General features: G+C 66.9%; 19 protein-coding genes. 13 read left to right on the top strand and 6 right to left on the bottom strand.

Annotated features, from left to right (window positions below):
* Positions 1-2: 2 nt before the first annotated feature.
* The gene (locus tag RW112_RS12475) at positions 3-1,067 is read left to right on the top strand and encodes a GNAT family N-acetyltransferase (RefSeq protein WP_317782046.1); all 1,065 of its coding nucleotides are present in this window, start codon (positions 3-5) and stop codon (positions 1,065-1,067) included.
* A 31-nt stretch (positions 1,068-1,098) separates the two neighbouring features.
* On the opposite strand, the gene RW112_RS12470 is transcribed toward RW112_RS12475, so the two are convergent.
* Together RW112_RS12470 and RW112_RS12465 are read right to left on the bottom strand one after the other, a co-directional pair.
* Entirely contained in the window at positions 1,099-1,617 is a 519-nt protein-coding gene (locus RW112_RS12470) for a DinB family protein (protein ID WP_317782044.1), read from the bottom strand.
* A gap of 9 nt (positions 1,618-1,626) precedes the next feature.
* Positions 1,627-4,125, bottom strand: a complete 2,499-nt coding sequence (locus RW112_RS12465; protein WP_317782042.1) for a DNA topoisomerase IV subunit A — start codon at positions 4,123-4,125, stop codon at positions 1,627-1,629.
* 53 nt (positions 4,126-4,178) lie between these two features.
* Here RW112_RS12465 and RW112_RS12460 point away from each other — a divergent pair, with 53 nt between their 5' ends.
* The 4 genes from RW112_RS12460 to RW112_RS12445 all read left to right on the top strand — a co-directional run bounded on the left by RW112_RS12460 (position 4,179) and on the right by RW112_RS12445 (position 9,646).
* Positions 4,179-6,896, top strand: a complete 2,718-nt coding sequence (locus RW112_RS12460; protein WP_317782040.1) for a GNAT family N-acetyltransferase — start codon at positions 4,179-4,181, stop codon at positions 6,894-6,896.
* Between the two features lie 51 nt (positions 6,897-6,947).
* Positions 6,948-7,691, top strand: a complete 744-nt coding sequence (locus tag RW112_RS12455; RefSeq protein ID WP_317782039.1) for a DUF5998 family protein — start codon at positions 6,948-6,950, stop codon at positions 7,689-7,691.
* Between the two features lie 70 nt (positions 7,692-7,761).
* The gene (locus tag RW112_RS12450) at positions 7,762-8,931 is read left to right on the top strand and encodes an alkaline phosphatase family protein (RefSeq protein ID WP_317782196.1); all 1,170 of its coding nucleotides are present in this window, start codon (positions 7,762-7,764) and stop codon (positions 8,929-8,931) included.
* Positions 8,924-9,646, top strand: coding sequence for a thymidine kinase (locus RW112_RS12445; RefSeq protein ID WP_305940563.1), 723 nt, complete (start codon positions 8,924-8,926; stop codon positions 9,644-9,646). Before RW112_RS12450 ends, RW112_RS12445 begins: the two co-directional genes overlap by 8 nt.
* A 44-nt stretch (positions 9,647-9,690) precedes the next feature.
* Here RW112_RS12445 and sepH read toward each other — a convergent pair whose 3' ends face one another.
* Entirely contained in the window at positions 9,691-11,127 is a 1,437-nt protein-coding gene (sepH, locus tag RW112_RS12440) for a septation protein SepH (protein ID WP_317782038.1), read from the bottom strand.
* 232 nt (positions 11,128-11,359) lie between these two features.
* Between sepH and RW112_RS12435 the strand changes: the two genes are divergently transcribed.
* The gene (locus RW112_RS12435; RefSeq protein ID WP_305940565.1) at positions 11,360-11,659 is read left to right on the top strand and encodes a DUF4193 domain-containing protein; all 300 of its coding nucleotides are present in this window, start codon (positions 11,360-11,362) and stop codon (positions 11,657-11,659) included.
* Positions 11,660-11,706: 47 nt separating this feature from the next.
* On the opposite strand, the gene RW112_RS12430 is transcribed toward RW112_RS12435, so the two are convergent.
* The gene (locus RW112_RS12430) at positions 11,707-12,195 is read right to left on the bottom strand and encodes a DUF3093 domain-containing protein (protein ID WP_317782037.1); all 489 of its coding nucleotides are present in this window, start codon (positions 12,193-12,195) and stop codon (positions 11,707-11,709) included.
* Positions 12,196-12,301: 106 nt separating this feature from the next.
* Here RW112_RS12430 and dut point away from each other — a divergent pair, with 106 nt between their 5' ends.
* The 4 genes from dut to RW112_RS12410 all read left to right on the top strand — a co-directional run bounded on the left by dut (position 12,302) and on the right by RW112_RS12410 (position 14,814).
* Positions 12,302-12,850: a dUTP diphosphatase gene (gene dut / locus RW112_RS12425; RefSeq protein WP_317782036.1), complete on the top strand. Its 549-nt coding sequence runs from the start codon at positions 12,302-12,304 to the stop codon at positions 12,848-12,850.
* A 92-nt stretch (positions 12,851-12,942) separates the two neighbouring features.
* Positions 12,943-13,650: a DUF3710 domain-containing protein gene (locus RW112_RS12420; RefSeq protein WP_305940568.1), complete on the top strand. Its 708-nt coding sequence runs from the start codon at positions 12,943-12,945 to the stop codon at positions 13,648-13,650.
* Entirely contained in the window at positions 13,643-14,035 is a 393-nt protein-coding gene (locus RW112_RS12415) for a hypothetical protein (protein ID WP_317782034.1), read from the top strand. The genes RW112_RS12420 and RW112_RS12415 overlap by 8 nt, the downstream gene beginning before the upstream one ends.
* A complete protein-coding gene (locus RW112_RS12410; protein ID WP_317782033.1) occupies positions 14,032-14,814 on the top strand; it encodes a DUF3159 domain-containing protein in 783 nt (260 codons plus the stop codon). Before RW112_RS12415 ends, RW112_RS12410 begins: the two co-directional genes overlap by 4 nt.
* A gap of 17 nt (positions 14,815-14,831) precedes the next feature.
* On the opposite strand, the gene RW112_RS12405 is transcribed toward RW112_RS12410, so the two are convergent.
* Together RW112_RS12405 and RW112_RS12400 are read right to left on the bottom strand one after the other, a co-directional pair.
* A complete protein-coding gene (locus RW112_RS12405) occupies positions 14,832-15,608 on the bottom strand; it encodes a TrkA family potassium uptake protein (RefSeq protein ID WP_317782031.1) in 777 nt (258 codons plus the stop codon).
* The gene (locus RW112_RS12400; RefSeq protein ID WP_317782029.1) at positions 15,609-16,280 is read right to left on the bottom strand and encodes a TrkA family potassium uptake protein; all 672 of its coding nucleotides are present in this window, start codon (positions 16,278-16,280) and stop codon (positions 15,609-15,611) included.
* 83 nt (positions 16,281-16,363) lie between these two features.
* Here RW112_RS12400 and RW112_RS12395 point away from each other — a divergent pair, with 83 nt between their 5' ends.
* The 3 genes from RW112_RS12395 (at position 16,364) to acnA (ending at position 22,687) form a co-directional block, all read left to right on the top strand.
* The gene (locus RW112_RS12395; protein WP_317782028.1) at positions 16,364-18,340 is read left to right on the top strand and encodes an APC family permease; all 1,977 of its coding nucleotides are present in this window, start codon (positions 16,364-16,366) and stop codon (positions 18,338-18,340) included.
* On the top strand, positions 18,337-19,722 hold the full coding sequence (locus tag RW112_RS12390) for a class I SAM-dependent RNA methyltransferase (RefSeq protein ID WP_317782027.1): 1,386 nt from the start codon (positions 18,337-18,339) through the stop codon (positions 19,720-19,722). The genes RW112_RS12395 and RW112_RS12390 overlap by 4 nt, the downstream gene beginning before the upstream one ends.
* Before the next feature lie 154 nt (positions 19,723-19,876).
* Positions 19,877-22,687 (top strand): aconitate hydratase AcnA, encoded by a 2,811-nt coding sequence (gene acnA / locus RW112_RS12385; protein ID WP_317782026.1) that lies wholly within the window; start codon positions 19,877-19,879, stop codon positions 22,685-22,687.
* Positions 22,688-22,718 lie beyond the last annotated feature (31 nt).

Below are 22,718 nucleotides of genomic sequence, written 5' to 3'. Positions count from 1 at the left end.
CCATGCTGAACGACGACGCTCCGACGCCCGGATCCTGGCGGAAATCCCTCACGGACGCGGGCCTGGACTGGCGCCCTGCCGCTGAGCCGGACACTGAGGCTTGGGCCGCACTGATCGCCCGGACGGCTGAGGCGGAAAAGCCCGTGTGGTTCGAGCGTGCCGCCGACCTCGAACAGATCCTGCAGTCGAAAAAGAACCATCCTGCAGACAACACCCTCCTGGTGCTGGACGCCGGTGCGGTTCCCCGCGCCTACGCCCGCATCACGAAGAACAAGGACGGTGACAAGGCCTACGGCTTCGGCTGCGTCGACCCCGCCTGGCAGCGCCGCGGGATAGGAACCGCGCTGCTGGGATGGCTCAGCGAGCGGACCGTCCAGCGCTTCGCCGAAGACAGCGAAACCGACGACAGCGGGCCGACAGACAGCGGGCCGGAACGCCAGCGCCCGGTGCCTCGGCTGCGGATCCACATGGAGCAGCAGCACGAGCACCAGCAACGGCTGCTCCGCACGTCCGGATTCCACGTGGTGCGGTACTTCAACGAGATGCACCGGCGACTGGACGGCGTTCAGCTTCCCGCCGTGCGGCTCGACGACGGGCTGGACCTGGTGACCATGCGCCCGGAGCTCAGCGAGGACGTCCGGCTGGCCCACAATGCCGCCTTCCGCGACCACTGGGGGAGCGAACCGCGGGATGAGGAGTCCTGGGGATTCACCGTCAATGATCCGCAGGCCAGGCCGGACCTGAGCGCCGTGGTCCTGGACCGCAGCTCCGGAATAGTGGCAGGCTACCAGCTGGCCAGCCACGACCCCGACAGTGCGGTGTCCCGGGGCTACAGCGAGGGATACACGGACCTGCTGGGCGTGCGCCGCGAGTACCGTGGCCGGGGCATCGCCCAGGCGCTGCTCGCCGATGCGATGCGCCGCTTCGCCGCGGCCGGAATGGACCGCGCCTCGCTTGATGTTGATTCGGAGAACCCCACCGGCGCTCTCGCCCTCTACGAGAAGATGGGCTACGCCGCCGTCAACAGGAGCCTGGCATGGGACAAGGAGCTAGCGGGTCGCAACTGACCCGGCAGCCAACGGTCGCTTGCCGCACCTGTCAGGCGTCGACGTCGTGCAGGTGATGGACGACGTCGTGCAGGAAGTACTGCGCAAGGGTCATCACCGTGAATTCCGAACCGTTGCTCCGCAAACCCTTCCGGCCCCATTCGTCCTCGTGCACGCCGGCAAACGACTCAGCCACCTGCTCACCCTCGGCCGTCAGTTCGGCACTCACCACGGCGGGATCCGCGTTGGCATAGTCCTGCTCCACCGCCGTCCTGTCCTGGTCCCAGTTCTCGAACCGGGCATTGTCCTGGCTCAGCATCAGGTTCAGGCGGCGGTCGAAAAGGCTGAAGACGTCCCGGACGTGCGATGCGTACTCCAGAACGGACCACGTGGCGTCGTTCGGGCGTTCCGCAACTTCCGGCCGCCGCAGCGCCGCCCGCCAGCGCGGAAGCATGTTGGACACGGTCCCGGGAACCGTGGCCGGGGTGACCGTTGAGGCGTCGAAACCGCATTCAGGGCAGGCCCGGGTCAGCACCCAGGTCCAGTCCTTTTCGTCGGGGATGATAGGCATGCCAGTAGTCTAGGCCCAGGTCATGCTGGGCCCAATGGCTTCCACCGCCTGCGACAGCGGGATGCCCGAACCGTCCCGGCGGCCGTGCTCCTGCGGCAGCGAACGCGCCACCCCTGCCAGTGAGGACGCCTTGGCCGGCCCGTGGCCCGCCCAGGCGATGAGCAGCGTGTCTTCGCCCTTCAGGAACCGGTGGGCCCGCACTCCGGCAGTGGCCCGGCCCTTGGCCGGATACTCCTCGAACGCCGTCACTTTCCCGGCCCCCGGAGCGGTACCCGGCAGGGCGCCGTCGGTCCCGGAAACGGTCACCACGACGGCGGCGCCGTCGCCGGGGGCTACGGTTCCGAAGAACAGCACCTGGTCCCCGGCGCCCAGCTTGATGCCGGCCATGCCTCCCGCGGTGCGTCCCTGCGGCCGGACATTAGCCGCGCTGAAGCGCAGCAGCTGTGCCTGCCGGGTGAGGAACACGAGGTCGACGTCGTCCGCACCGGCAGGTTCAACGCCCACCACGGTGTCCTTGTCCTTGAGGGTGATGATCTCCCAGTCCTCGCGGTTGAGGGGATAGTCGGGCTGCACGCGCTTCACGATGCCCTGAGCCGTGCCGATCGCCAGCACCGAGTCCAGCGGCACGAAAGCAACGAGCGCTTCGCCCTTCAGCAGCGTGATGAAGTCCTTGGCCGGCACTCCGCCGGTCAGGTTGGGGAGCCCGGACATCGGCGGCAGGACGGGCATGTCCATGACCTGGAGGCGCAGCATCCGGCCCAGGGAGGTGACGGCGGCGATCTCGCCGCGCGCGGAGGTTTTCACCACGGACCGGAAGACGTCGTGCTTTGAGCGCGGCCCGGACTCGGCGAGCGGCTCCTGGTTGGAGGTCCGGGCGATCTGCCCGCTGGCGGTGAGGATGGCCCAGCAGGGGTCGTCGGCGATCTCCAGTGCGAGCGGTGCAGCCTTTCCCTTGCCTCCCGGTGCAGCGGCCAGCGCGGCGACGGTGGGGGAGACCGCTTCGGATTCGAGCAGGACAGTGCGGCGCGGCGTGCCGTACTTTTCGGCGATCTCAGCAAGTTCGTCGGACACCAGTTCACGCAGCAGCTGCTCCGAGCCGAGGATGGCTTCCAGGTCCGCGATCTCACGCTTGAGCTGGTCCTGCTCCTTTTCGAGCTCGATCCGGGAATACTTGGTCAACTGCCGGAGCCGGAGTTCCAGGATGTAGTTAGCCTGGATTTCGGTCAGGTCGTAGATGGACATGAGCCGTTCGCGGGCAGCGGCCACCTCGTCGGAGGAACGGATGATCTGGATGACCTCATCGATGTCCACGATGGCAATCAGGAGGCCCTCCACCAGGTGGAGGCGGTCCTTCTTCTTTGCCAGCCGGAAGGCCGTGCGCCGCCGCACCACGGTGATGCGGTGGTCGACGTAGACGGAGAGGAGCTGCACCAGCCCCAGCGTCTGTGGCTGGCCGTCCACCAGCGTCACGTTGTTGATGCCGAACGAATCTTCCATCGGCGAGTAGCGGTAGAGCTGCTGGAGGACGGCGTTCGGGTTGAAGCCGTTCTTCAGTTCGATGACCAGGCGCAGTCCGTGCTTGCGGTCGGTCAGGTCCACGATGTCGCTGATGCCGGTCAGCTTCTTGCCGTTGACGGCGTCCTTGATCTTCTCGATCACCTTCTCCGGGCCCACCATGTACGGGAGTTCGGTGACCACCAGGCCGGTGCGGCGGGCGGAGAGCTGCTCCACTTCGACTTTGGCGCGGGTCTTGAAGGAGCCGCGGCCCGTGGCGTAGGCGTCGCGGATGCCGTCCAGGCCCACGATCCGCCCGCCGGTGGGCAGGTCCGGGCCGGGAACGAACCGCATAAGGTCCTCGAGGGTGGCCTCCGGGTTCGCGATCAGGTGCCGGGCGGCGGAGATGACTTCCACCAGGTTGTGCGGGGCCATGTTCGTGGCCATGCCGACGGCGATGCCGGTGGCGCCGTTGACCAGGAGGTTGGGGAACGCCGCCGGGAGGACGTCCGGCTGGGTGAGCTGGTTGTCGTAGTTGGGGACGAAATCCACCACGTCTTCGTCGAGGTGGTCGGTGAGGGTGAGCGCTGCCGCCGCGAGGCGGGCCTCGGTGTACCGCGGGGCCGCCGGGCCGTCGTCGAGCGAGCCGAAGTTGCCGTGGCCGTCGATCAGCGGCAGCCGCAGCGAGAAGTCCTGCGCCATGCGGACCATGGCGTCGTAGATCGCGGTATCGCCGTGCGGGTGCAGCTTGCCCATGACCTCGCCCACCACACGGGCGCTCTTCACGTGGCCGCGGTCCGGGCGCAGGCCCATCTCGCTCATCATGTACAGAATGCGCCGCTGTACCGGCTTCAGGCCGTCACGGGCGTCCGGGAGGGCCCGTGAATAGATGACCGAATAGGCGTATTCGAGGAACGAGCCTTCCATTTCCGACGTGACGTCGATGTCAACGATGTTCTCGGTGTAGTCCTGGACGGCGTCCCCTGCCGGGGCGGAACTTTGGCGGCGGGCCATGGGGCTGGTGGATCCTTAACGGTTTACTGGCGAGTTTTAGCTAGGCTAACCCTATGGTGGATCAGCCCGGGGACGGCGTATATCCGGAATATTGGGAAGCCGATGTCGTTCTGCGGGACGGCGGGACGGCTCATGTGCGCCCCATCCACCCCTCAGATTCCGACGCCGTGCAGGCTTTCCACACCGGCCAGTCGCAGAAGTCCATTTACATGCGGTTCTTCGCCTTCAAGGCGCGGCTCTCCAGCAAGGAGCTGAAGCGCTTCACTGAAGTGGACTACAAGGACAGGGTGGCGCTGGTGATCACCATCGGCGGCGAAATCCTGGGCATCGGCCGCTACGACCGACTGGCCGATCCCGAAGAAGCCGAGGTTGCCTTCAATATAGCCGACGCCCACCAGGGGCGCGGCATCGGGTCGATCCTGCTGGAACACCTGGCGGCCGCCGCCCGCGAGAACGGGATCCGTAAATTCAGTGCCGAAGTGCTGCCGGAAAACCGCAAGATGCTGATGGTCTTCTCCGACGCCGGCTACGACGTCAGAAGGCATTTCGACGACGGCGTGGTGAGCCTGGAATTCAACATCGACCCGACGGAAAAGTCGCGCGCCGTGATGGAATCCCGTGAGCACCGCGCGGAGGCGCGCAGCATCCAGGAACTGCTGGCGCCGTCGTCGGTGGCGGTGATCGGTGCCAGCCGCAAATGGGGCACCGTCGGTTACCAGCTGCTGGAGCACATCATTGAGGGCGGCTTCACCGGGCCGGTCTACGCGATTAACCCCGAGGCGCTCGAACTCGCGGGCATGCTGTCGTTCGGGAAGCTCTCCGACGTACCGGACCCCGTCAGGCTGGCCATCATCGCCGTCCCCTATGAGGAAGTCCCCAAAGTCGTGGCGGACTGCGCGGCCGCAGGCGTGAAGGGCGTTGTGGTGGCGACAGCCGGGTACGCCGACGACGGCGATCGCGGACTGGCGCGGCAGCGCGAACTGGTCCGCCAGGCACGGTCCAACGGCATGCGCGTGATCGGGCCGGCATCCCTGGGCATCGTCAACACCAACCCGGCCGTGTCCCTGAATGCGTCCATGGCACCGAGCCTGCCGCGCCGGGGCGGCCTGGGCCTGTTCAGCCAGTCCGCCGCCATCGGAGTGGCTCTGTACGCGGCGTCCAGCCGGCGCCGCCTGGGCATCTCCACCTTCCTTTCCGCCGGTAACCGGGCAGACGTCTCCGGCAACGACATGATGCAGTTCTGGGAAGACGACGCCGACACCGCCGCCGTGGGGCTCTACCTCGAATCCATCGGCAATCCGCGCAAGTTTTCCCGGCTGGCGCGGCGGCTTGCCCGCACCAAACCCGTCATTGTGGCGAAATCGGACTCCATGGGCCTGCAATTGCCCCCGGGGCATGCCGTGCGGACCACGCAGGCGCCCCCGGGCGCCCTGGACGCGATGATGCGCCAGTCCGGCGTGATCCGGGTGGAAACCATCGAGCAGCTCATGGACGTGGCACAGATCGTCGCCGGCCAGCCGCTGCCCGCCGGGGCGGACATCGCCGTTTTCAGCAACTCCCGGGCGCTCGGCAAAGTGGTGGCGGACAGCGCCGCCGCCAACGGGCTCGGCGTTGAACGGATCGTCACCGACGTGGATCTCGACGCCGGGATGTCACTGGCGCTGCCTGCCCTCCGCCAGAGCCTGGCCGGGATACTCGCTGCTGACACCATCCATGCCGTGGTGGTGGCGCTGCTGCCGGCACGCGGCCTCACCGTGGAAAAAATTGCCGGCGTCCTGGCGGAATGCTCGGCAGCGGCCGGAAAGCCGGTGGTCGCCGCCTTTACCGGGATCCTGGACCCGTCCGTCTATGTCGAGGGCATGGTGGGGGCCGAATCTGCGGTCCATTCCGTGGAGGATGAGTCCGCAGGCGGATCGGTGCCGTGCTACTCCAACCCGGGCGCCGCCGTCGCTGCGCTCGCCGCCGTGGTCAAGTACGCCCAATGGGTGGACCGCGACAAGGGCCTGTTCGTGGAGCCTGCCGGCTGTGACGCGGAAAGTGTCAGGACCGAGCTGGAGGAGCTGCTCCATGACGTCCCCGGTGAGCAGTTGCTGCAGCTCGACCCGGTCAAGGCTGCCACGCTGCTCTCCCACTACGGCATCCACGTGGTGCCCTCCGCTGGCTTCGAAACGCCGGACGAGGCCGTCGCGGCAGCGGAACGGCTGGGCTGGCCGGTGGTGCTCAAGACCACCGACCCCGCGCTGCGCCACCGGCTGGACCTTGGCGGCGTGCGGCTGGACATCCAGGACGCGGATTCCCTGCGGCTCAACATCATCCAGATGCACCGCGCCCTGGCACCCTACGGCTCGCCGTCCATGGAGGTCCAGACCATGGCGCCGGTGGGCCAGGCCTGCACGTTCCGGGCCATTGAGGACCCCCTGCTGGGTCCGGTGATTTCCTTCGGCCTTGCCGGCGACGCGGTGAACCTGTTGGAGGACTGGGCCCACCGGGTTCCGCCGCTGTCCGGAGCCGATGTCCACGACTTCATCCGGGCCCCGCGGGCAGCCCGGAAACTGTTCGGCTACCAGGGATTGCCGGCGGTGGACGTTGCGGCGCTGGAGGACCTGGCCGCGCGGCTGACCCGGCTGAAGGACAACCACCCCGAGATCGCGCTGGTCGAGTTCAACCCCGTGCTGGCCGGCCCCCGCGGGGTGTCAATCCTGGCCGCCGATGTCCGGATAGCGAACGCCGCCCAGCGGACCGACAGTGCGCGCCGGGCGATGCGGAGCTAGCGGCAGGGCTCACAGTTAGCAAGTGTTCAGTCGATCTGTGAAAATGGGGGAATGAGCCCCCAGCCTCCCACGTCGAAGCCACAAGCACCCCGAGCCGGTCACCAGGCCTCACACAGCCACGGCGCGCACGACCACGGTGCCCAGGGCCAAAGCCTTGAAGGCGCCCTCCAGCAGGCAGGTTTCTATCCCCGGCTGGTAGCCGACGTTGTGGACGACGCACTGGACGGCCGCGACTGCATGGCGCACCTGGTGCACCTTGAGACCCACTTCGACCGCGCCGAGGTGCGCCGGCACATCACCGTCCTGGTGCTGACGGACGACATGCTGGTGATCGCCCACGTGGACGACCAGCAGCTGGACGAGGCCGGAGAACAGATCGTAGCCCAGATTTCCACGGAGTCCGTGCCCGTAGCACAGATCCGTTCCGTGGTGCTGAGCTACATGTACGCCCAGCCGCAGAACTACAAGCCCTCGGACCCCGTCCGGGAACTCACCCTCTCCATCGCCTGGTCCGGCGGCCAGCGGCTGGACATGGGCCCGGCCAGCTGTGGGGATCCGCAGTGCGAGGCAGACCACGGGTATAGCGGCACCATCGCCCAGGAGGACATCGTGCTCCGCATCAGTGCGGAAGCTGACGGCCTGCAGGCCGTCCAGGACGCCAAGCTGTTCGCCCGGGCGCTGCGCGCCGTGAACACCGGTTCGCCCGCGCCCGTAACGCACAGCGGCCCGGTTGCCCCGCCGCGTCCCCGCACCGGTGTTTTCGGAAACCGGCTCAGCCGCGGGCACCAGCGCTGAGATGGCGCCAGGGAACAAATCTGAACCGTCCGCCGTCGCCGTCGCCGAGGGTGCCCCGGCTCCATCGCTTATGCCCCCGGCCCCGGCCTACGGTCAACGCTCCATCGCCGAAGTGCTCACCAGCGCCGCAGCAAGCCTCGGGATTGAGGGCTTTGAGAACCGGTTGAACCTGCCGGCAGCACGGCGGGTGTGCGTAGTCCTGGCCGATGGCCTGGGCCGTAGCCTGCTGAAGCAAAAGTCCGCCCATACCCCGTTCCTGCGGTCTGTGATGCAGCAGGGCCAGGGAGCGGTGCCGGTGTCCCTCGACTCGGCCTTTCCCTCCACTACCGCGTCCTCCCTCGCCAGCTTCGGCACGGGCCTCCCGGCCGGCCAGCACGGAATGGTGGGCTACGACGTCCTCGATCCGCGGCAGGACAAGGTGGTCAACATGCTGGGCAACTGGGATGCCGGTGTGGACCCGCGAGAGTGGCAGCCGTTTCCCACCGTGTTCGAACGCGCAGCGGCCCACACTGACGTCACCACCATCAGCCTGCCGCAGTTCGGCGACTCGCCCATGACGCAGGCCGCGTTGCGGGGCGGACGATTCATCGCCGCGGGCACCCCGCACGCCAGGACGGCGGCTGCGGCGGACGCCATGCTTGCCGCTGAAAGCTCGCTGATGTACTTCTACGTGAACGACCTGGACAAGGCCGGCCACCGTTACGGCTGCCAGTCGGCCCACTGGGAGCACCAGCTGGAAGAGCTCGACGCCACGGTACGGCGGCTCAACGCAACCCTTCCGCCAGGGACCACGATCCTTCTGACGGCGGATCACGGCATGCTCGACGTCCCCGAATCGCAGCGGATCGACTACTCGGCGGAACCTGCCTTGATCGCCGGTGTCCGGCACACGGCGGGGGAGCCCCGCATGGTCCACCTGTACCTTGAGCCCGACGCCGGCGAAGAGGACCGCACCCGGCTGATTGGATCGTGGCGGGAACGGTTCGGCGACAGGATCTGGGCATTCAGCCGCGACGAGGCCGTGGCGGCCGGATTGTTCGGCGACGTCAGGCCGGAGGTCAGCCCGCGCATCGGGGACGTCCTGGTGGCCGCCAGGGACGCCCTGGCGTTCTACGACACACGGCGTGTCCGTCCGGCGGCGCTGGAGCTCGTCGGTCAGCACGGGTCCCTGACCAAGGCGGAGCGGGAAGTCCCGCTGCTATGTTTCCAGGCTCAAGGCAGAAAGGGAGCGCGTGGCTGAACTCGTGTTCTTCTCCGGGACCATGGACTGCGGAAAATCCACCCTCGCCCTGCAGATGGACCATAACCACCGGGCCCGGGGACGCGGCGGTGTCCGCTTCAGCCGCAACGACCGGGCCGGCGGTGCACGGATCTCCAGCCGGCTCGGACTGGAGACAGACTGCGTGGAAGTCCTGGACGGCACGGATTTCTGGGATGAGGTCATTGAACGCCGCACGCGCGGCCTGCGGGTTGACTACCTCATCTGTGACGAAGCGCAGTTCTACTCGCCATTGCAGGTGGAACAGCTGGCCCGGATTGTTGACGAGATCGACGTGGACGTTTTTGCGTTCGGCATTACCGCGGACTTCCGCACCCGGCTCTTCCCGGGATCGCAGCGGCTCATCGAACTCGCGGACCGCGTCCAGGTCCTGCAGGTGGAGGCGCTGTGCTGGTGCGGCCGCCGGGCCACCCACAATGCCCGCACGATTGACGGCGTAATGGTGACCGAAGGTGCGCAGGTGGTGGTGGGCGACGTGGACATGGCCGGGGACGCGTCATCCGCCGGCGCTGCGGAGCACGAACCCGTGGTGGGCTACGAGACGTTGTGCCGGCGGCACTTCATGCGGCGGGTCACGGCCCACGGCGCCAACGTGATGGCCCAGCAGGACCAGCTGCTGCCGTTCGAGGTGGACGCCTGCCTGTGGCACGGCTCCGGGGAAACCCGGCGCGGATAAGAAGCTGACTCAGACTGCTGCCGACTCGGGCTTTGGGCCGCGCCTCAGTCGCCGCGGGGGCCGAAGACTATTTCATCCCAACTGGGGACGCTGGAGCGCTTGGGTTTGGACGGCTGCCGTTCGGGCTGCTCGGTTTCCCGTTCGTTCCTTGACGCCGCCGGAGCATCGTCACGCTTCCGGCGCGGACTCCCTCCGCCCAGCAGTTCATCCAGGCCGACGTTCGGAGCGGACTCGCGGTTCCAGCCGGACTGCCGGACGGGGGCCGTGTCCTTGGCGGGAGCCGGTTCCGGGCTGGCAGAGGCATCGCGCTGCGGGACGGCGTCGAGTGCCGCCGTCGTACTGCCGGACTCTTCCGGCGGTGCGTCATCCGGCTCGGTAACCGGGCGCAGCGGGGACGCCACAATGGTGATTTCCCGGGTCTCGGTGCTGACCCCGTCGTGAAGTTTCAGTCGCTGGTCTTCATCACCGGCGGGCCGGGGAGCGAGGCTCAGGCGCGAGAGCATGGATGCCCGGCCGTCGCGCTTGCGGGTGAACGAGTCCCCCTTGGCGGCCGGTGCGGCGTCTTCTTCGCCGTTCCCGGCCCCCGTTGCGCCGTCATCGGGTTCAGGTTCGGCCACCACCTCGGAGGGGCGGGGGTGGGCCGCCGGAACTCCGTTGGTGAGCAGCAGTGCCAGGGCGTCATCGGCGTCCTCGTCGACTCCCAGCCGCTGGCCGCGGCGTGACCGCAGCATGTCCAGCAGCCCGTCTGAATCCTTGCCGGGCTGGCCGGATGCGGTCCGGGCGGCGGCTGCGTCGGCGTCTGTCTCGAAGTCAAACGGGCGGTCGGAAACGGCCGAAAGGCGCCGGGCCGGTATGGGACCGTCGAGCGGTTCCAGTTCGCTGAGCTGCTGAGCCCAGCGGTTGGCGTTCTGCAGAGACTTCCGGGCCGGGCTGAAGGTCCACATGGCAGGCGGCTCCTCGCCGATGCTGGCATGGCCGCCGGGATTGGTCTCAAAGCGGGCAACGACGGTCCAAGTGCCGTCCGGGCGCCGCCAGGAGTCCCATTCCACCGATGAGGACTCGATGCCGTGGGCGTTGAGCCGGTGGGCCACCATGTCACCCAGGGTGGCCGGGTTGTCCCCGAAAGCGGAGCGGTAGACATCATGGCCCGGTGCAGGGGATGCCACTTCGATTTTGCGGGCCTGCTGTGCCACGTATTCGCGTTCCGCGAGTACGGGTCCCTCATAGCGCTGGACCTTGGCGAGGGGAATACCGGACAGTTCGGAGACTTCGGCGGCCGTGGCCCCGCTTCTGATCCGCGCCTGGATGTCCCGCGGGGACATGGCGACGGGCGTGATTTTAGCGGCAACTTTCGCCGGAGAGCGGCTGGCCGCGAGCCGGAGAGCTTCGTCGATCGGCAGCTGGAACATCTCGCCGCCGGTGCCGCTCAACAGGAGATGCTCCCCGTCGTCGTGGACGCCTACAAGCCGTAGATCCTGCATACAAATCCTCCACCCTGGCATTACTGACATTCGAAACTCTGCCACCCGGCAGTCACAATTCCGGGGAAGGCAGAGGGCGCGCCGCGATATTCCGGGACTTTCAGGCCGTCGCTGCCGCCGCAAGCCAAAAACGGGCACGTGCCGGGCACAAAACCAGGCGGATCTGCGTTGACATCGGTGAACCGGGGATCCGGTGACTCAACCGAAGAAAGCGGAGTGTGACCAGCACATAATGGCGACAGACTACGATGCGCCGCGGAAATCTGCAGAAGACTTAAACGAAGATTCCATCGAGGAACTGAAGACCCGGCGCGCGGACAAGCCCACGGCAGTGGTGGATGAAGACGAGTCCGACCTTGCCGAAGGCTATGAACTCCCGGGTGCCGACCTGTCCGGCGAGGAACTCATGGTCCGCGTCCTGCCAGCCCAGGCTGACGAATTCACCTGCTCGTCCTGCTTCCTCGTCCGTCACCGCTCGCAGATCGCCCGTGAAAAGAACGGATTGCTTTTCTGCAAGGACTGCGAAGGCTGACCGGCGCTACGGGAGCCGGGCGGGGCTTCTACTAAGGCGCGGGGCTTCTAAGCGCCGGTGAGGGCCGCGGTCAGGCGTGCCGGGTGCCGCGTGGACGTGAGCCAGTACGGCGTGGGATCGGACGGATCCGTGATCTCGATCCTGACCACCGGGTCCACCCAGCCTCGGATGCACAGGTAGGCCAGGCCGTTCAGGCGCGGGCCGCGTTCCGCGGTCGCCTCTTTGCCGCTGAACTGTGCCACGGTGCCGATGTAGCGCCGCTCGATGGTGGCCCGCCCCACCTGGAGGGTGTCTGTGGTCACCGTGATGGAGGGTGTGGACAGGACCAGCAGCACCGCAATGATGGTGAAAAGCACCAGCGCCGCCGTGATGCCGGCCGCCAGGCTGATCGGGGCGAAAACGAGGATGCCGGCGCCGGAGAGCCCTGCCGCCACCAGCCAGATCCACAGGTTCGGGTGGAGCTTCTCATGGTAAAGAACGGTGGTTCCGCGGGGTGTGCTGTTGGGGGCAGGCACAGCTGCACTAGATTCCGGCATAGCCCCAGCTTTCCACTTTTCCCGGGGTATTTCACCTTGGCCCGGCACCGCCTGGTTCCCGCGGCGGCTAGGCCCGGATGCGCCGCTGGCGTTAGAGTGAATGACTGTGACTGAAGAAACTGCAGCCGTGAGTACTTTGCCGCCGAACTCCCCGGAAGGCAGCGCCGCGGCCTACGGATCGCCCACCCTGTCCGTCCAGCTGAAGATGCTCGACGCCGGCCTCGAGGTCCCGTCCTACGCCCACCCCGGCGACGCCGGGGCAGACCTCCGTGCGCGCGAGGACGTCGTCCTCGAGCCGGGTGAACGCCGGCTGGTGCCCACCGGAGTCTCGATCGCTCTGCCGAACGGCTATGTCGCCCTTATCCACCCGCGTTCCGGGCTGGCCACCAAGCACGGGCTGACCGTCGTCAATGCCCCGGGAACGGTCGACGCCGGGTACCGCGGCGAGATCTCCGTGACCCTGCTGAACACGGACCGGGAAAAAGCCATTGAACTGCGGCGCGGCGATAGAATTGCACAGATGGTCATTCAGCGCGTGGAGTACGCGCAGTTCGTGGCCGTTGCGGAATTGAGCGACTCGGTCCGCGGTGACGGCGGATTCGGTTCCACGGGTGGCTTTGGTTCCACCGGTGGTTTCGCGACACCGCAGGCCTAGCCCCCGGGCGCTGCCCGGCTCCGCCGGCGCTGCAGGATTCCCCGCGGCCCAGGCGGCACGGCGGACAAGATCACAACTAAGGAGACAACCCGATGGTTTTTGGGCGTGGCAAGAAGGCCAAGAAGGACCAGGCAGTAGAGCCCGGGGAAACCCTGGAGACTGCGGACTCCGCTGCCGGGGAAAAGACCGGCAGGGCAGCCACCGGACCGTTCGACGTCTCGGAAATCGACAGCACCGACGGTTACGTGGACCTCGGCGCGCTCCTGATCGCACCCCGTGAAGGTCTCCAGCTGCGGCTCGAGATTGAGGAAGCCACGCAGCGGGTTGTGGCCGTCACCATGGACCTCGAGGGTTCAAGCCTCCAGCTTCAGGCTTTCGCAGCGCCGCGCACCGAAGGACTCTGGGATGAGATCCGGGAACAGATCGGGCAGTCCGTGGGAAGCCAGGGCGGCCAGGTCGAAGAGATCCCCGGCGTCTTCGGCACCGAACTGGTGGCTAAACTTCCGGCCGGAACGGCCGACGGCTCGGGCGGCTACCGCGTAGCCCGCTTCATCGGCGTCGACGGTCCGCGCTGGTTCCTCCGCGGCGTCCTGGGCGGGGAGGCTGCCCTGGACCGCGACGCCGCAGCGAACCTTGAATCCCTGTTCCGCCAGATCGTGGTGGTCCGGGGCGAAAGCCCGATGCCGCCGCGTGACCTGCTGCAGCTTCGCCTGCCGAAGGATTCCGCGCCGGCGCCGCAGCAGGGCGCCCCCGAATTCCAGCAGCCGGAGCGCGGACCGGAGATCACCCAGATTGGCTGATCCGGCCGGCGACTATCCGCAGCCCGAACTTTCCATCAGTGGATTGCCGGACCGCGGGCGTGTGCTGTGCCGCGGCTTTATTGAGTCTGTGACCTATGTGCCGGCCACCCAGGTTGCCACCTTCACCGCCATCGTCACCGACCACGACCTCCCGCGCAAGAAGCCCGGCCCTGCCCCGGCCGCCGCGGAACCGGCGTCGGCACGGCGGCCCGGGGGACCGGGCCGGCGCGACCGGCTGCGTGTCGTGTGGCTCGGCCGGCGGCGGGTTCCCGGCGTGGAACCGGGCTGTGAGCTCAGGCTCCAGGGCATGCTGACCCTGCGCGACGGCCTTCCCACCATGTTCAATCCCCGCTACGAAATACTGTCCCGCCAGGAGAACGAATGACGCCGTCCGAGAACCCGGATCCCGCTGCCGGACCGGCCGCGTCCGAACCGCGCAAAGCACAACCCACGCCGGAAACGCCGTCAGTGGCCAACCTCGCGGAAGGCTACGCAGCGAAGGCCGGCCTGCACCGGTCGAAGAACGGCAACATCGATGTGCTGAAGAGTGCCGGCGGCGTGCAGGGCATCGCGGAGACCATCGTCCCCGGACTCGTGTTCCTCGTGACCTTCACCATCACCCGCGACCTCACCCTGTCCCTGGTGGGTGCCCTGGCCGCGGCTGCCGCCTTCACGGTGGCGCGGCTGGTCCAGCGTCGGCCCCTGACCCAGGCGCTGGCCGGGGTCGTCGGCGTCGGAATTTCGGCGTGGCTGGCGAACACCACCGGCAAGGCGGAGGACTTCTACGTCCCGGGGTTCTTCACCAATGCGGCCTACATTGCCGGGATGGTGCTGTCCATAGCGCTCCGCTGGCCCGTCGCCGGCCTGCTGTTCGGCTTCATCAGGAACGAGGGGGTGGACTGGCGGAAGGACCCGGCCCGGGTCAGGGCCTACCGGCTGGGGACGTGGGTGATCGTGGGCGTCCTGGCGCTGCGGCTGCTGGTCCAGGTGCCGCTGTACTTCATGGGTGAGCAAGGCCTGGCCGCCCTCGCCACCACACGGCTCCTCATGGGTACTCCGCTGTACATCCTGGGAGTGTGGGTGGCCTGGCTGATCACCCGTCCTGCCGTGCCCGCGGTTGACCGTCCGGCTGCGTTGCGTCCCGGTGGTCCACCGCAGCCGTAGGCACCGTACCGGTGGCGTCAGCCGTCGAAGCCGTCGTCCTCGGGAGTCTGCTGCTCCGGCTGCCGGCCCTCATGCTCGTCGTCCTGCCGCTCGCCGCCATGCGGTGGGTGCGACTCTGTGTCCCGGTCCACCTGCTGCTCGGGGGAGAGCAGCGCCCTGAGCTCGTCTTCGGCAGCAATCGTCGTGACGAAAAAAAGTTCGTCACCGCCGTCAAGCACGTCGTCCCGGCTGGGGGTGATGGGGGCCTGGTCCCGGAGGATCGCCACCAGTGTGGAGTCCTCAGGCCAGTCAATGCCGCCCACGGTGAGCCCGATGACGTGCGAGTCGTGGGGCACGGTGAACTCGACCAGGGACGAGACGCCGGTCTGCAGGGTAAGCAGCCGGACGAGGTCGCCGATTTCCACCGCTTCCTCGACGAGGGCGGTCATGAGCTGCGGGGTGTTGACTGCGACGTCGACCCCCCAGGAATCGTTGAACATCCAGTCATTCTTGGGGTTGTTCACCCGGCCCACGGTGCGGCCGACGCCGAACTCCGTCTTCGCGAGCAGCGAAACCACGAGGTTGACCTTGTCGTCTCCCGTGGCTGAAACCACCACCTCCGCGTCTTCGAGCTTGGCGTCCTGAAGGGTGCTCAGCTCGCAGGCGTCGCCGACCAGCCAGTGCGCGCCCCGGAGCCCGCTGCGGCCAATCACTTCCGGCTTCAGGTCGATGAGCAGGATCTCGTGTTTGTGGGCAAGGAGCTCACGGGCAATCGAGGAACCGACGCTGCCTGCCCCGACGATGACGACTTTCACTTACTGCTCCTTGGGGGGTTCTTTGGCAAGAATGTGGCCTACCTCGGCGCTGCGGTCCACGCGCAGCATGGCATGGACGGTGTCGCCCTCCTGGTAGGACGTGGTGGCGGCGGGCAGCATCCCCTCACCGAACCTGGTCAGGTAGGCGACCCGGATTCCGGCCGCCTTCTCAATGGCAGCCACGGAGTGGCCGATCCAGGCAGGGTCGAGGTCGATTTCGGCCAGGACCAGCCGGCCGGACGGCTCACGGAAGTCACCTGCGAGGTGCTGCTCGGGCAGGATCCTGCGGAGCACCTGATCCGCGCTCCAGCGCACCGCGGCCACCGTGGGAATGCCCAGACGCTGGTAGATCTCGGCACGGCCGGGGTCATAGATCCTGGCCACCACGTGGGGGACGTGGAAGGTTTCGCGGGCAACCCGGGTGGCCAGGATGTTGGAGTTGTCGCCGCTGGACACGGCGGCGAAGGCGTACGCCTCACTGACGCCGGCCTGTTTCAAGGTTTCCCGGTCGAACCCGACTCCCGTGACCTTACGGCCTGAAAAACCGGTGCGGAGCCTGCGGAAGGCACGGTCGTCCTGGTCGATGATGGCCACCGAATGGCCCGCATCCTCGAGGGTGTGTGCCAGCGTTGCTCCCACGCGTCCACAACCCATGATCACGAAGTGCGCCACCCGTGCCTCCTCAGTCTTTTCCCCGTTGCTGCGTACGACTCTACCGTCATGACATCGCGTCCGAATCAGACTAGCTTTGTGGAGTGCTGACTATATTGAATGCCGCGAAGCGGGTGCTCGTGGGGAGGCCCTTCCGGAACGACCGGCTGGCCCACACCCTGTTGCCTAAGCGGATCGCGCTTCCGGTCTTCGCCTCAGACGCCCTGTCCTCCGTGGCCTATGCACCCGATGAAATCCTCCTGACCCTGGCACTGGCGGGTGTGAGTGCGGTGGCGTTTTCCCCCTGGGTGGGGCTCGCCGTCATGGTGGTCTTGCTCACAGTGGTGGCCTCCTACCGCCAGAACGTGCACGCCTACCCGTCCGGCGGGGGCGACTACGAAATAGCCAACGTCAACCTCGGCAAGCATGCGGGACTGACGGTCGCATCGGCGCTGCTGGTGGACTACGTGCTCACCGTGGCCGTCTCCATGTCCTCGGCGGCAACGTACCTCACCGCCGCCGTGCCCGCGCTCCACGGCCAGCAGGCCCTGATAGCCACCGTGGGAGTGGTCATCCTGGCGCTGGTGAACCTTCGCGGCATCAAGGAGGCCGGAAGCCTTTTCGCCGTCCCGACCTACATCTTCATGGCGTCCATCCTCGGCATGACCGCCGTTGGCATCTTCCAGGCAGCCACCGGGCAGTTGGGCGAGGCCCCTTCGGCGAATTTCACGATTGTTCCCGCACCCGGTTTCGACGAGGGGCTGGTCGGGCTCGCTGGCGCCTTCCTGCTGCTCCGTGCGTTCTCCTCCGGTGCCGCCGCCCTGACCGGCGTGGAAGCGATCAGCAACGGCGTCCCCAACTTCCAGAAGCCCAAGAGCAAGAACGCGGCCACCACCCTGCTCCTGCTGGGCGTCATCGCCTCGGCCATGCTCGCCGGCATCATCTACCTGGCCAACGCCACCAAAGTGCACATCGTGCTGGATCCGGCCACGGAATTCCTGGTCAACGGCCAGCCCCTGCCGGAGGACTACATCCAGAGCCCCGCCATCAGCCAGATCGCGCAAACCATCTTCGGGCCCGGCTCCCTGCTGTTCTACATCGTGGTGGCAGCCACCGGCGTCATCCTGGTTTTTGCCTCCAACACCGCGTTCAACGGCTTCCCGGTCCTCGGGTCCATCCTGGCCCAGGACGGCTACCTTCCGCGCCAGCTGCGCACGCGCGGAGACCGCCTGGCCTTCAGCAACGGTGTACTTGCCCTCGCGGCCGGCGCCCTGGTGCTCATCCTGTCGTTCAACGCCGACGTCACCAAGCTCATCCAGCTGTACATCGTCGGCGTCTTCATTTCCTTCACCGCCAGCCAGCTGGGAATGGTGCGGCACTGGGGACGTGAACTGAAGCTTGCCCGGGACAAGGCCGTGCGCCTCCGGATGCTCAAGTCACGCACCATCAACATGATCGGCTTCGGCATGACCGCGCTGGTCCTGACCATCGTGCTGATCACCAAGTTCGAGCAGGGTGCCTGGATCGCGCTGCTGGCGATGTTCGTGCTCTACCTCATCATGTGGAGCATCCACGCGCACTACGACAACGTGGCCAAGGAGCTGGCCGTGGACGAGGACTCCTCGCCCCGCGCCCTTCCGTCCCGGGTGCACGCCGTGCTGCTGGTATCCCATGTCCGCAAGCCCGTACTGCGGGCACTCGCCTACGCCCGTGCGTCGAGGCCCTCGCGGCTGGACGCCATCACCGTGGACATCAACTCCGAGGAAACCGCGCACACCCTGGCCGACTGGGAGAAACTGGAAATTCCGGTGCCGCTGACCGTCCTAGCCAGCCCCTACCGGGAAACCGTGACTCCCATCATGGAATACGTGAAGAACATGCGGCGGGACTCGCCCCGCGACCTCATCGTGGTGTACATCCCCGAATACGTGGTGGGCAAATGGTGGGAACAACTGGTCCACAACCAGACCGCACTGCGTATTAAAACCCGTCTCCATTTCGAGCCGGGAGTCATGGTGGCCAGCGTTCCATGGCAGCTCAAATCGTCCGAAGAAGCCAAGAAAATGCAGGATATCCAATGAACCCCGAGACCCAGACCCGCACGGACGCCGAGCTCGTGGTGGATGTCGGGCCCATCGCCCACGGCGGGCACTGTGTAGCCCGCCACGAAGGCCGCGTGGTGTTTGTCCGCCACGCCATTCCCGGCGAGAAGGTCCGGATCCGCCTGACCGACGCCGGCGAGGGATCAAAGTTCTGGCGTGCCGACGTGGTGGAAGTGCTCGAAGCGTCGCCGGACCGCGTGCCCCACTTCTGGCACCTGGCGGATTCCCAGCGGGCGTGGTCCCACGGACACCCTCCGGTGGGCAGTGCAGAACTGGGCCACATATCGCTGGAACGCCAGCGAAGCCTCAAGGCTGACGTCCTGGCGGAACAGCTGAAGCGGCTCGCCGGCGTCGAACGCGTCACCGGGGTGGAAGCCGTCGGGGGAGGCAGTGCCACAGGCAGGGACTCAGGCAGCGACTCAGGCAGCCAAGCCGGCAGCGACGCCGGACTGGGCTGGCGGACCCGGGCCAGCTTCGCTGTGACGCCCGCCGGCAGGCTGGGCATGCACGCGCACCGCTCCGATCACGTCATTGCCATCCGCGAAATGCCGCTGGCTGTTCCCGGCATCAACGGGCTCAGGCTGTGGGACATCGATCTTCAGGGCATTGACCGCGTGGAGGTGGCGGCCCCCGCCAACGGATCGCGCCCGCTGGTGCTGCTGGCTCCGGCCGCCGGCACCCGGGCCAAGCGACTCAGCGCGATCCTCGCCCAGCTGCCCGACGAGGTCTCGGTGGCCAGCTTCGACACCGCCAAGGGCGAGGTCCTGCAGCTGCGCGGCCGCACGTGGGTCCAGGAGTCGGCCGCCGGGCACGAGTACCGGGTCACGGGGGAGGGCTTCTGGCAGATCCACCGGGACGCACCGGACACCCTCGTCGGGGCGGTCAAGGATTTCCTGCACGACGGCGGATACCTGGAGCCGGGCGCGGTGGCGGCCGACCTGTACGCCGGGGCCGGCCTGTTCACTGCCGCACTCGCGGACGCCGTCGGTGTGACCGGCTCCGTACTGTCCGTTGAAGGTGCTCCGGGCACCAGCCGCGATGCGCGGAAGAACCTGCACGGGGCGCCGCAGGTGGAGATCGTGCAGGGGCGGGTGGAACGCGTCCTGCGCCAGAAACCCCGCGACTTCGATGCAGTGGTGCTTGATCCGCCACGCGCAGGGGCGGGCAAGGCGGTGGTCAGCCAGCTGATGGCCGCAGGTCCCCGGGCCATTGCCTACGTGTCCTGCGATCCGGCGTCGTTCGCCCGGGACCTGGGGTACTTCCGGGAGGGCGGCTGGCAGCTCGCAGGGCTGCGGGCGTTTGATCTGTACCCGCACACCCACCACATGGAGACAGTGGCTTTGCTGACGCCCCCGGGCTGATGTGACTAGGATGGGCGTAGTAGTCCCACGTCGCGCGCCGAATTCCCGGCTGACCCCATGCTCTTTTGTAAGGCCTTGTACTAATTAGGATGACCTAACTAGCAAGCGGTCTACCGCGCGACAAAGATGAAACTGTTGCGAGAGGAGTCCTGCGATGAGCATTGTGGACAGCTTCGGTTCAAAAGGCAAACTTAATGTAGCCGGTACCGAATACGAAATTTTCCGGTTGAACTCCGTTGAAGGTGCAGAAAACCTTCCGTTCAGCCTCAAGGTATTGCTTGAAAACCTGTTGAGGACCGAGGACGGCGCGAACATCACGGCCGATCACGTCCGAGCACTGGCCGGCTGGGACCCCGGCGCTGAGCCCGACACTGAAATCCAGTTCACGCCGGCGCGCGTGATCATGCAGGACTTCACTGGCGTGCCCTGCGTTGTGGACCTTGCCACCATGCGTGAAGCAGTCAAGGAACTTGGCGGCGACCCCAAGCGGGTCAACCCGCTGGCACCTGCCGAAATGGTGATTGACCACTCCGTGCAGATCGACGCCTTCGGCAACTCCGGCGCACTGGAGCGCAACATGGAGATCGAGTACCAGCGCAACGGCGAGCGGTACCAGTTCCTGCGGTGGGGCCAGACCGCGTTCGACGACTTCAAGGTCGTCCCGCCGGGCACCGGCATCGTGCACCAGGTCAACATCGAGTACCTGGCGCGCACCGTGATGACCCGCGAAGTTGACGGTGCGCTGCGTGCGTACCCGGATACCTGCGTGGGCACCGACTCGCACACCACCATGGTCAACGGCCTGGGCGTGCTGGGCTGGGGCGTGGGCGGCATCGAAGCCGAGGCGGCAATGCTGGGCCAGCCCGTGTCAATGCTGATCCCGCGCGTCGTGGGCTTCAAGCTGACGGGTTCCATCCCGGCCGGCGCGACCGCAACCGACGTCGTCCTGACCATCACCGAGCAGCTGCGCAAGCACGGCGTAGTGGGCAAGTTCGTGGAGTTCTACGGCGAAGGCGTCGCGGCTGTGCCGCTGGCCAACCGCGCGACCATCGGCAACATGAGCCCGGAGTTCGGCTCCACGGCCGCCATGTTCCCGATCGACGACGTCACGCTCGAGTACCTGCGCCTCACCGGCCGCTCGGAGGAGAACGTCGCCCTCGTGGAGTCCTACGCGAAGGAACAGGGCCTCTGGCACGATCCTTCCAAGGAGATCAAGTTCTCCGAGTACCTTGAGCTGGACCTGTCAACGGTTGTTCCCTCCATCTCCGGCCCGAAGCGTCCGCAGGACCGCATCGAGCTCACGGATGCCAAGGAGCAGTTCCGCAAGGACATCCACAACTACGTGACCATCGAAGACGGCAGCGTGGACGAGTCCCTGGAAGAGTCCTTCCCGGCCTCCGACCCGCCCTCCTTCACCCACGCTGACTCCCACACCACGGAAACGGCCCGCGTTGAGTCGGCCGCCAACGGTGCCGAGGGACGTCCGTCCGCGCCGGTGCACGTTGTCACCGAAGACGGCCGCGAGTTCGAGCTGGACCACGGAGCGGTGTCCATCGCCTCGATCACGTCCTGCACCAACACGTCCAACCCGTCCGTGATGCTCGCCGCAGCACTGCTGGCCCGCAACGCCGTGGACAAGGGCCTGGCCGCGAAGCCGTGGGTCAAGACCTCCGTGGCCCCCGGCTCCAAGGTAGTCACCGACTACTACGAGAAGTCCGGCCTCACCCCGTACCTGGAGAAGCTCGGCTTCTACATCGTGGGCTACGGCTGCGCCACCTGCATCGGCAACTCCGGCCCGCTGGACGCCGAAATCTCCGAGGCCATCCAGGCCAACGACCTTTCCGTCACCGCCGTGCTGTCCGGCAACCGGAACTTCGAAGGCCGCATCAACCCGGACGTCAAGATGAACTACCTGGCTTCGCCGCCGCTGGTCATCGCCTACGCCCTGGCCGGAACCATGGACTTCGACTTCGACACCGACGCCCTGGGACAGGACGAAGCCGGCAACGACGTCTTCCTGAAGGACATCTGGCCGAACCCGGTCGAGGTCCAGCAGGTCATTGATTCCTCGATCGACAAGGACATGTTCGCCCGCGGCTACGAGGGCGTCTTCGACGGCGACGACCGCTGGAAGGCCCTCGACACCCCGGCCGGCGACACCTTCGCCTGGGATGAGAAGTCCACGTATGTCCGGAAGCCCCCGTACTTCGAAGGTATGAAGGCCACGCCGGAGCCCGTCAAGGACATCACCGGTGCCCGCGTGCTGCTCAAGCTCGGCGATTCCGTCACCACCGACCACATCTCCCCGGCCGGTTCCTTCAAGTCGGACACGCCTGCCGGCCAGTACCTGCTGGCCAACGGAGTGGAACGCAAGGACTTCAACTCCTACGGTTCGCGCCGTGGCAACCACGAAGTGATGATCCGCGGCACGTTCGCGAACATCCGCATCAAGAACCAGCTGCTCGACGGCGTCGAAGGTGGCTTCACCCGCGACTTCAGCCAGGCGGACGGACCCCAGGCGTATGTTTACGACGCCGCCCAGAACTACCAGGCAGCCGGCACCCCGCTGGTGGTCCTGGCGGGCAAGGAATACGGCTCCGGCTCGTCCCGTGACTGGGCAGCCAAGGGCACCGCACTCCTGGGCGTCAAGGCAGTCGTGGCCGAAAGCTACGAGCGCATCCACCGCTCCAACCTGATCGGCATGGGCGTCCTGCCGCTGCAGTACCCGGCCGGCGAATCAGCCGCAACCCTGGGCCTCACCGGCACGGAAACCTTCGCGGTTGAGGGCGTGACCGCCCTGAACGAAGGCACCACCCCGAAGACCCTCAAGGTCACCGCTACGGCTGAAGACGGCTCCGCCAAGTCCTTCGATGCGGTCCTCCGCATCGATACCCCGGGCGAAGCGGACTACTACCGCAACGGCGGCATCCTGCAGTACGTGCTGCGCCAGATCTCCGCCAACTAACGGCAGGGTTCCATACCGGCATCAGCGAAAG

Origin of the sequence: Arthrobacter sp. B10-11 (genome assembly GCF_033142195.1) — a bacterium.
GTDB lineage: Bacteria > Actinomycetota > Actinomycetes > Actinomycetales > Micrococcaceae > Arthrobacter > Arthrobacter oryzae_C.
This window is presented reverse-complemented; position numbering and strand designations above follow the sequence as displayed.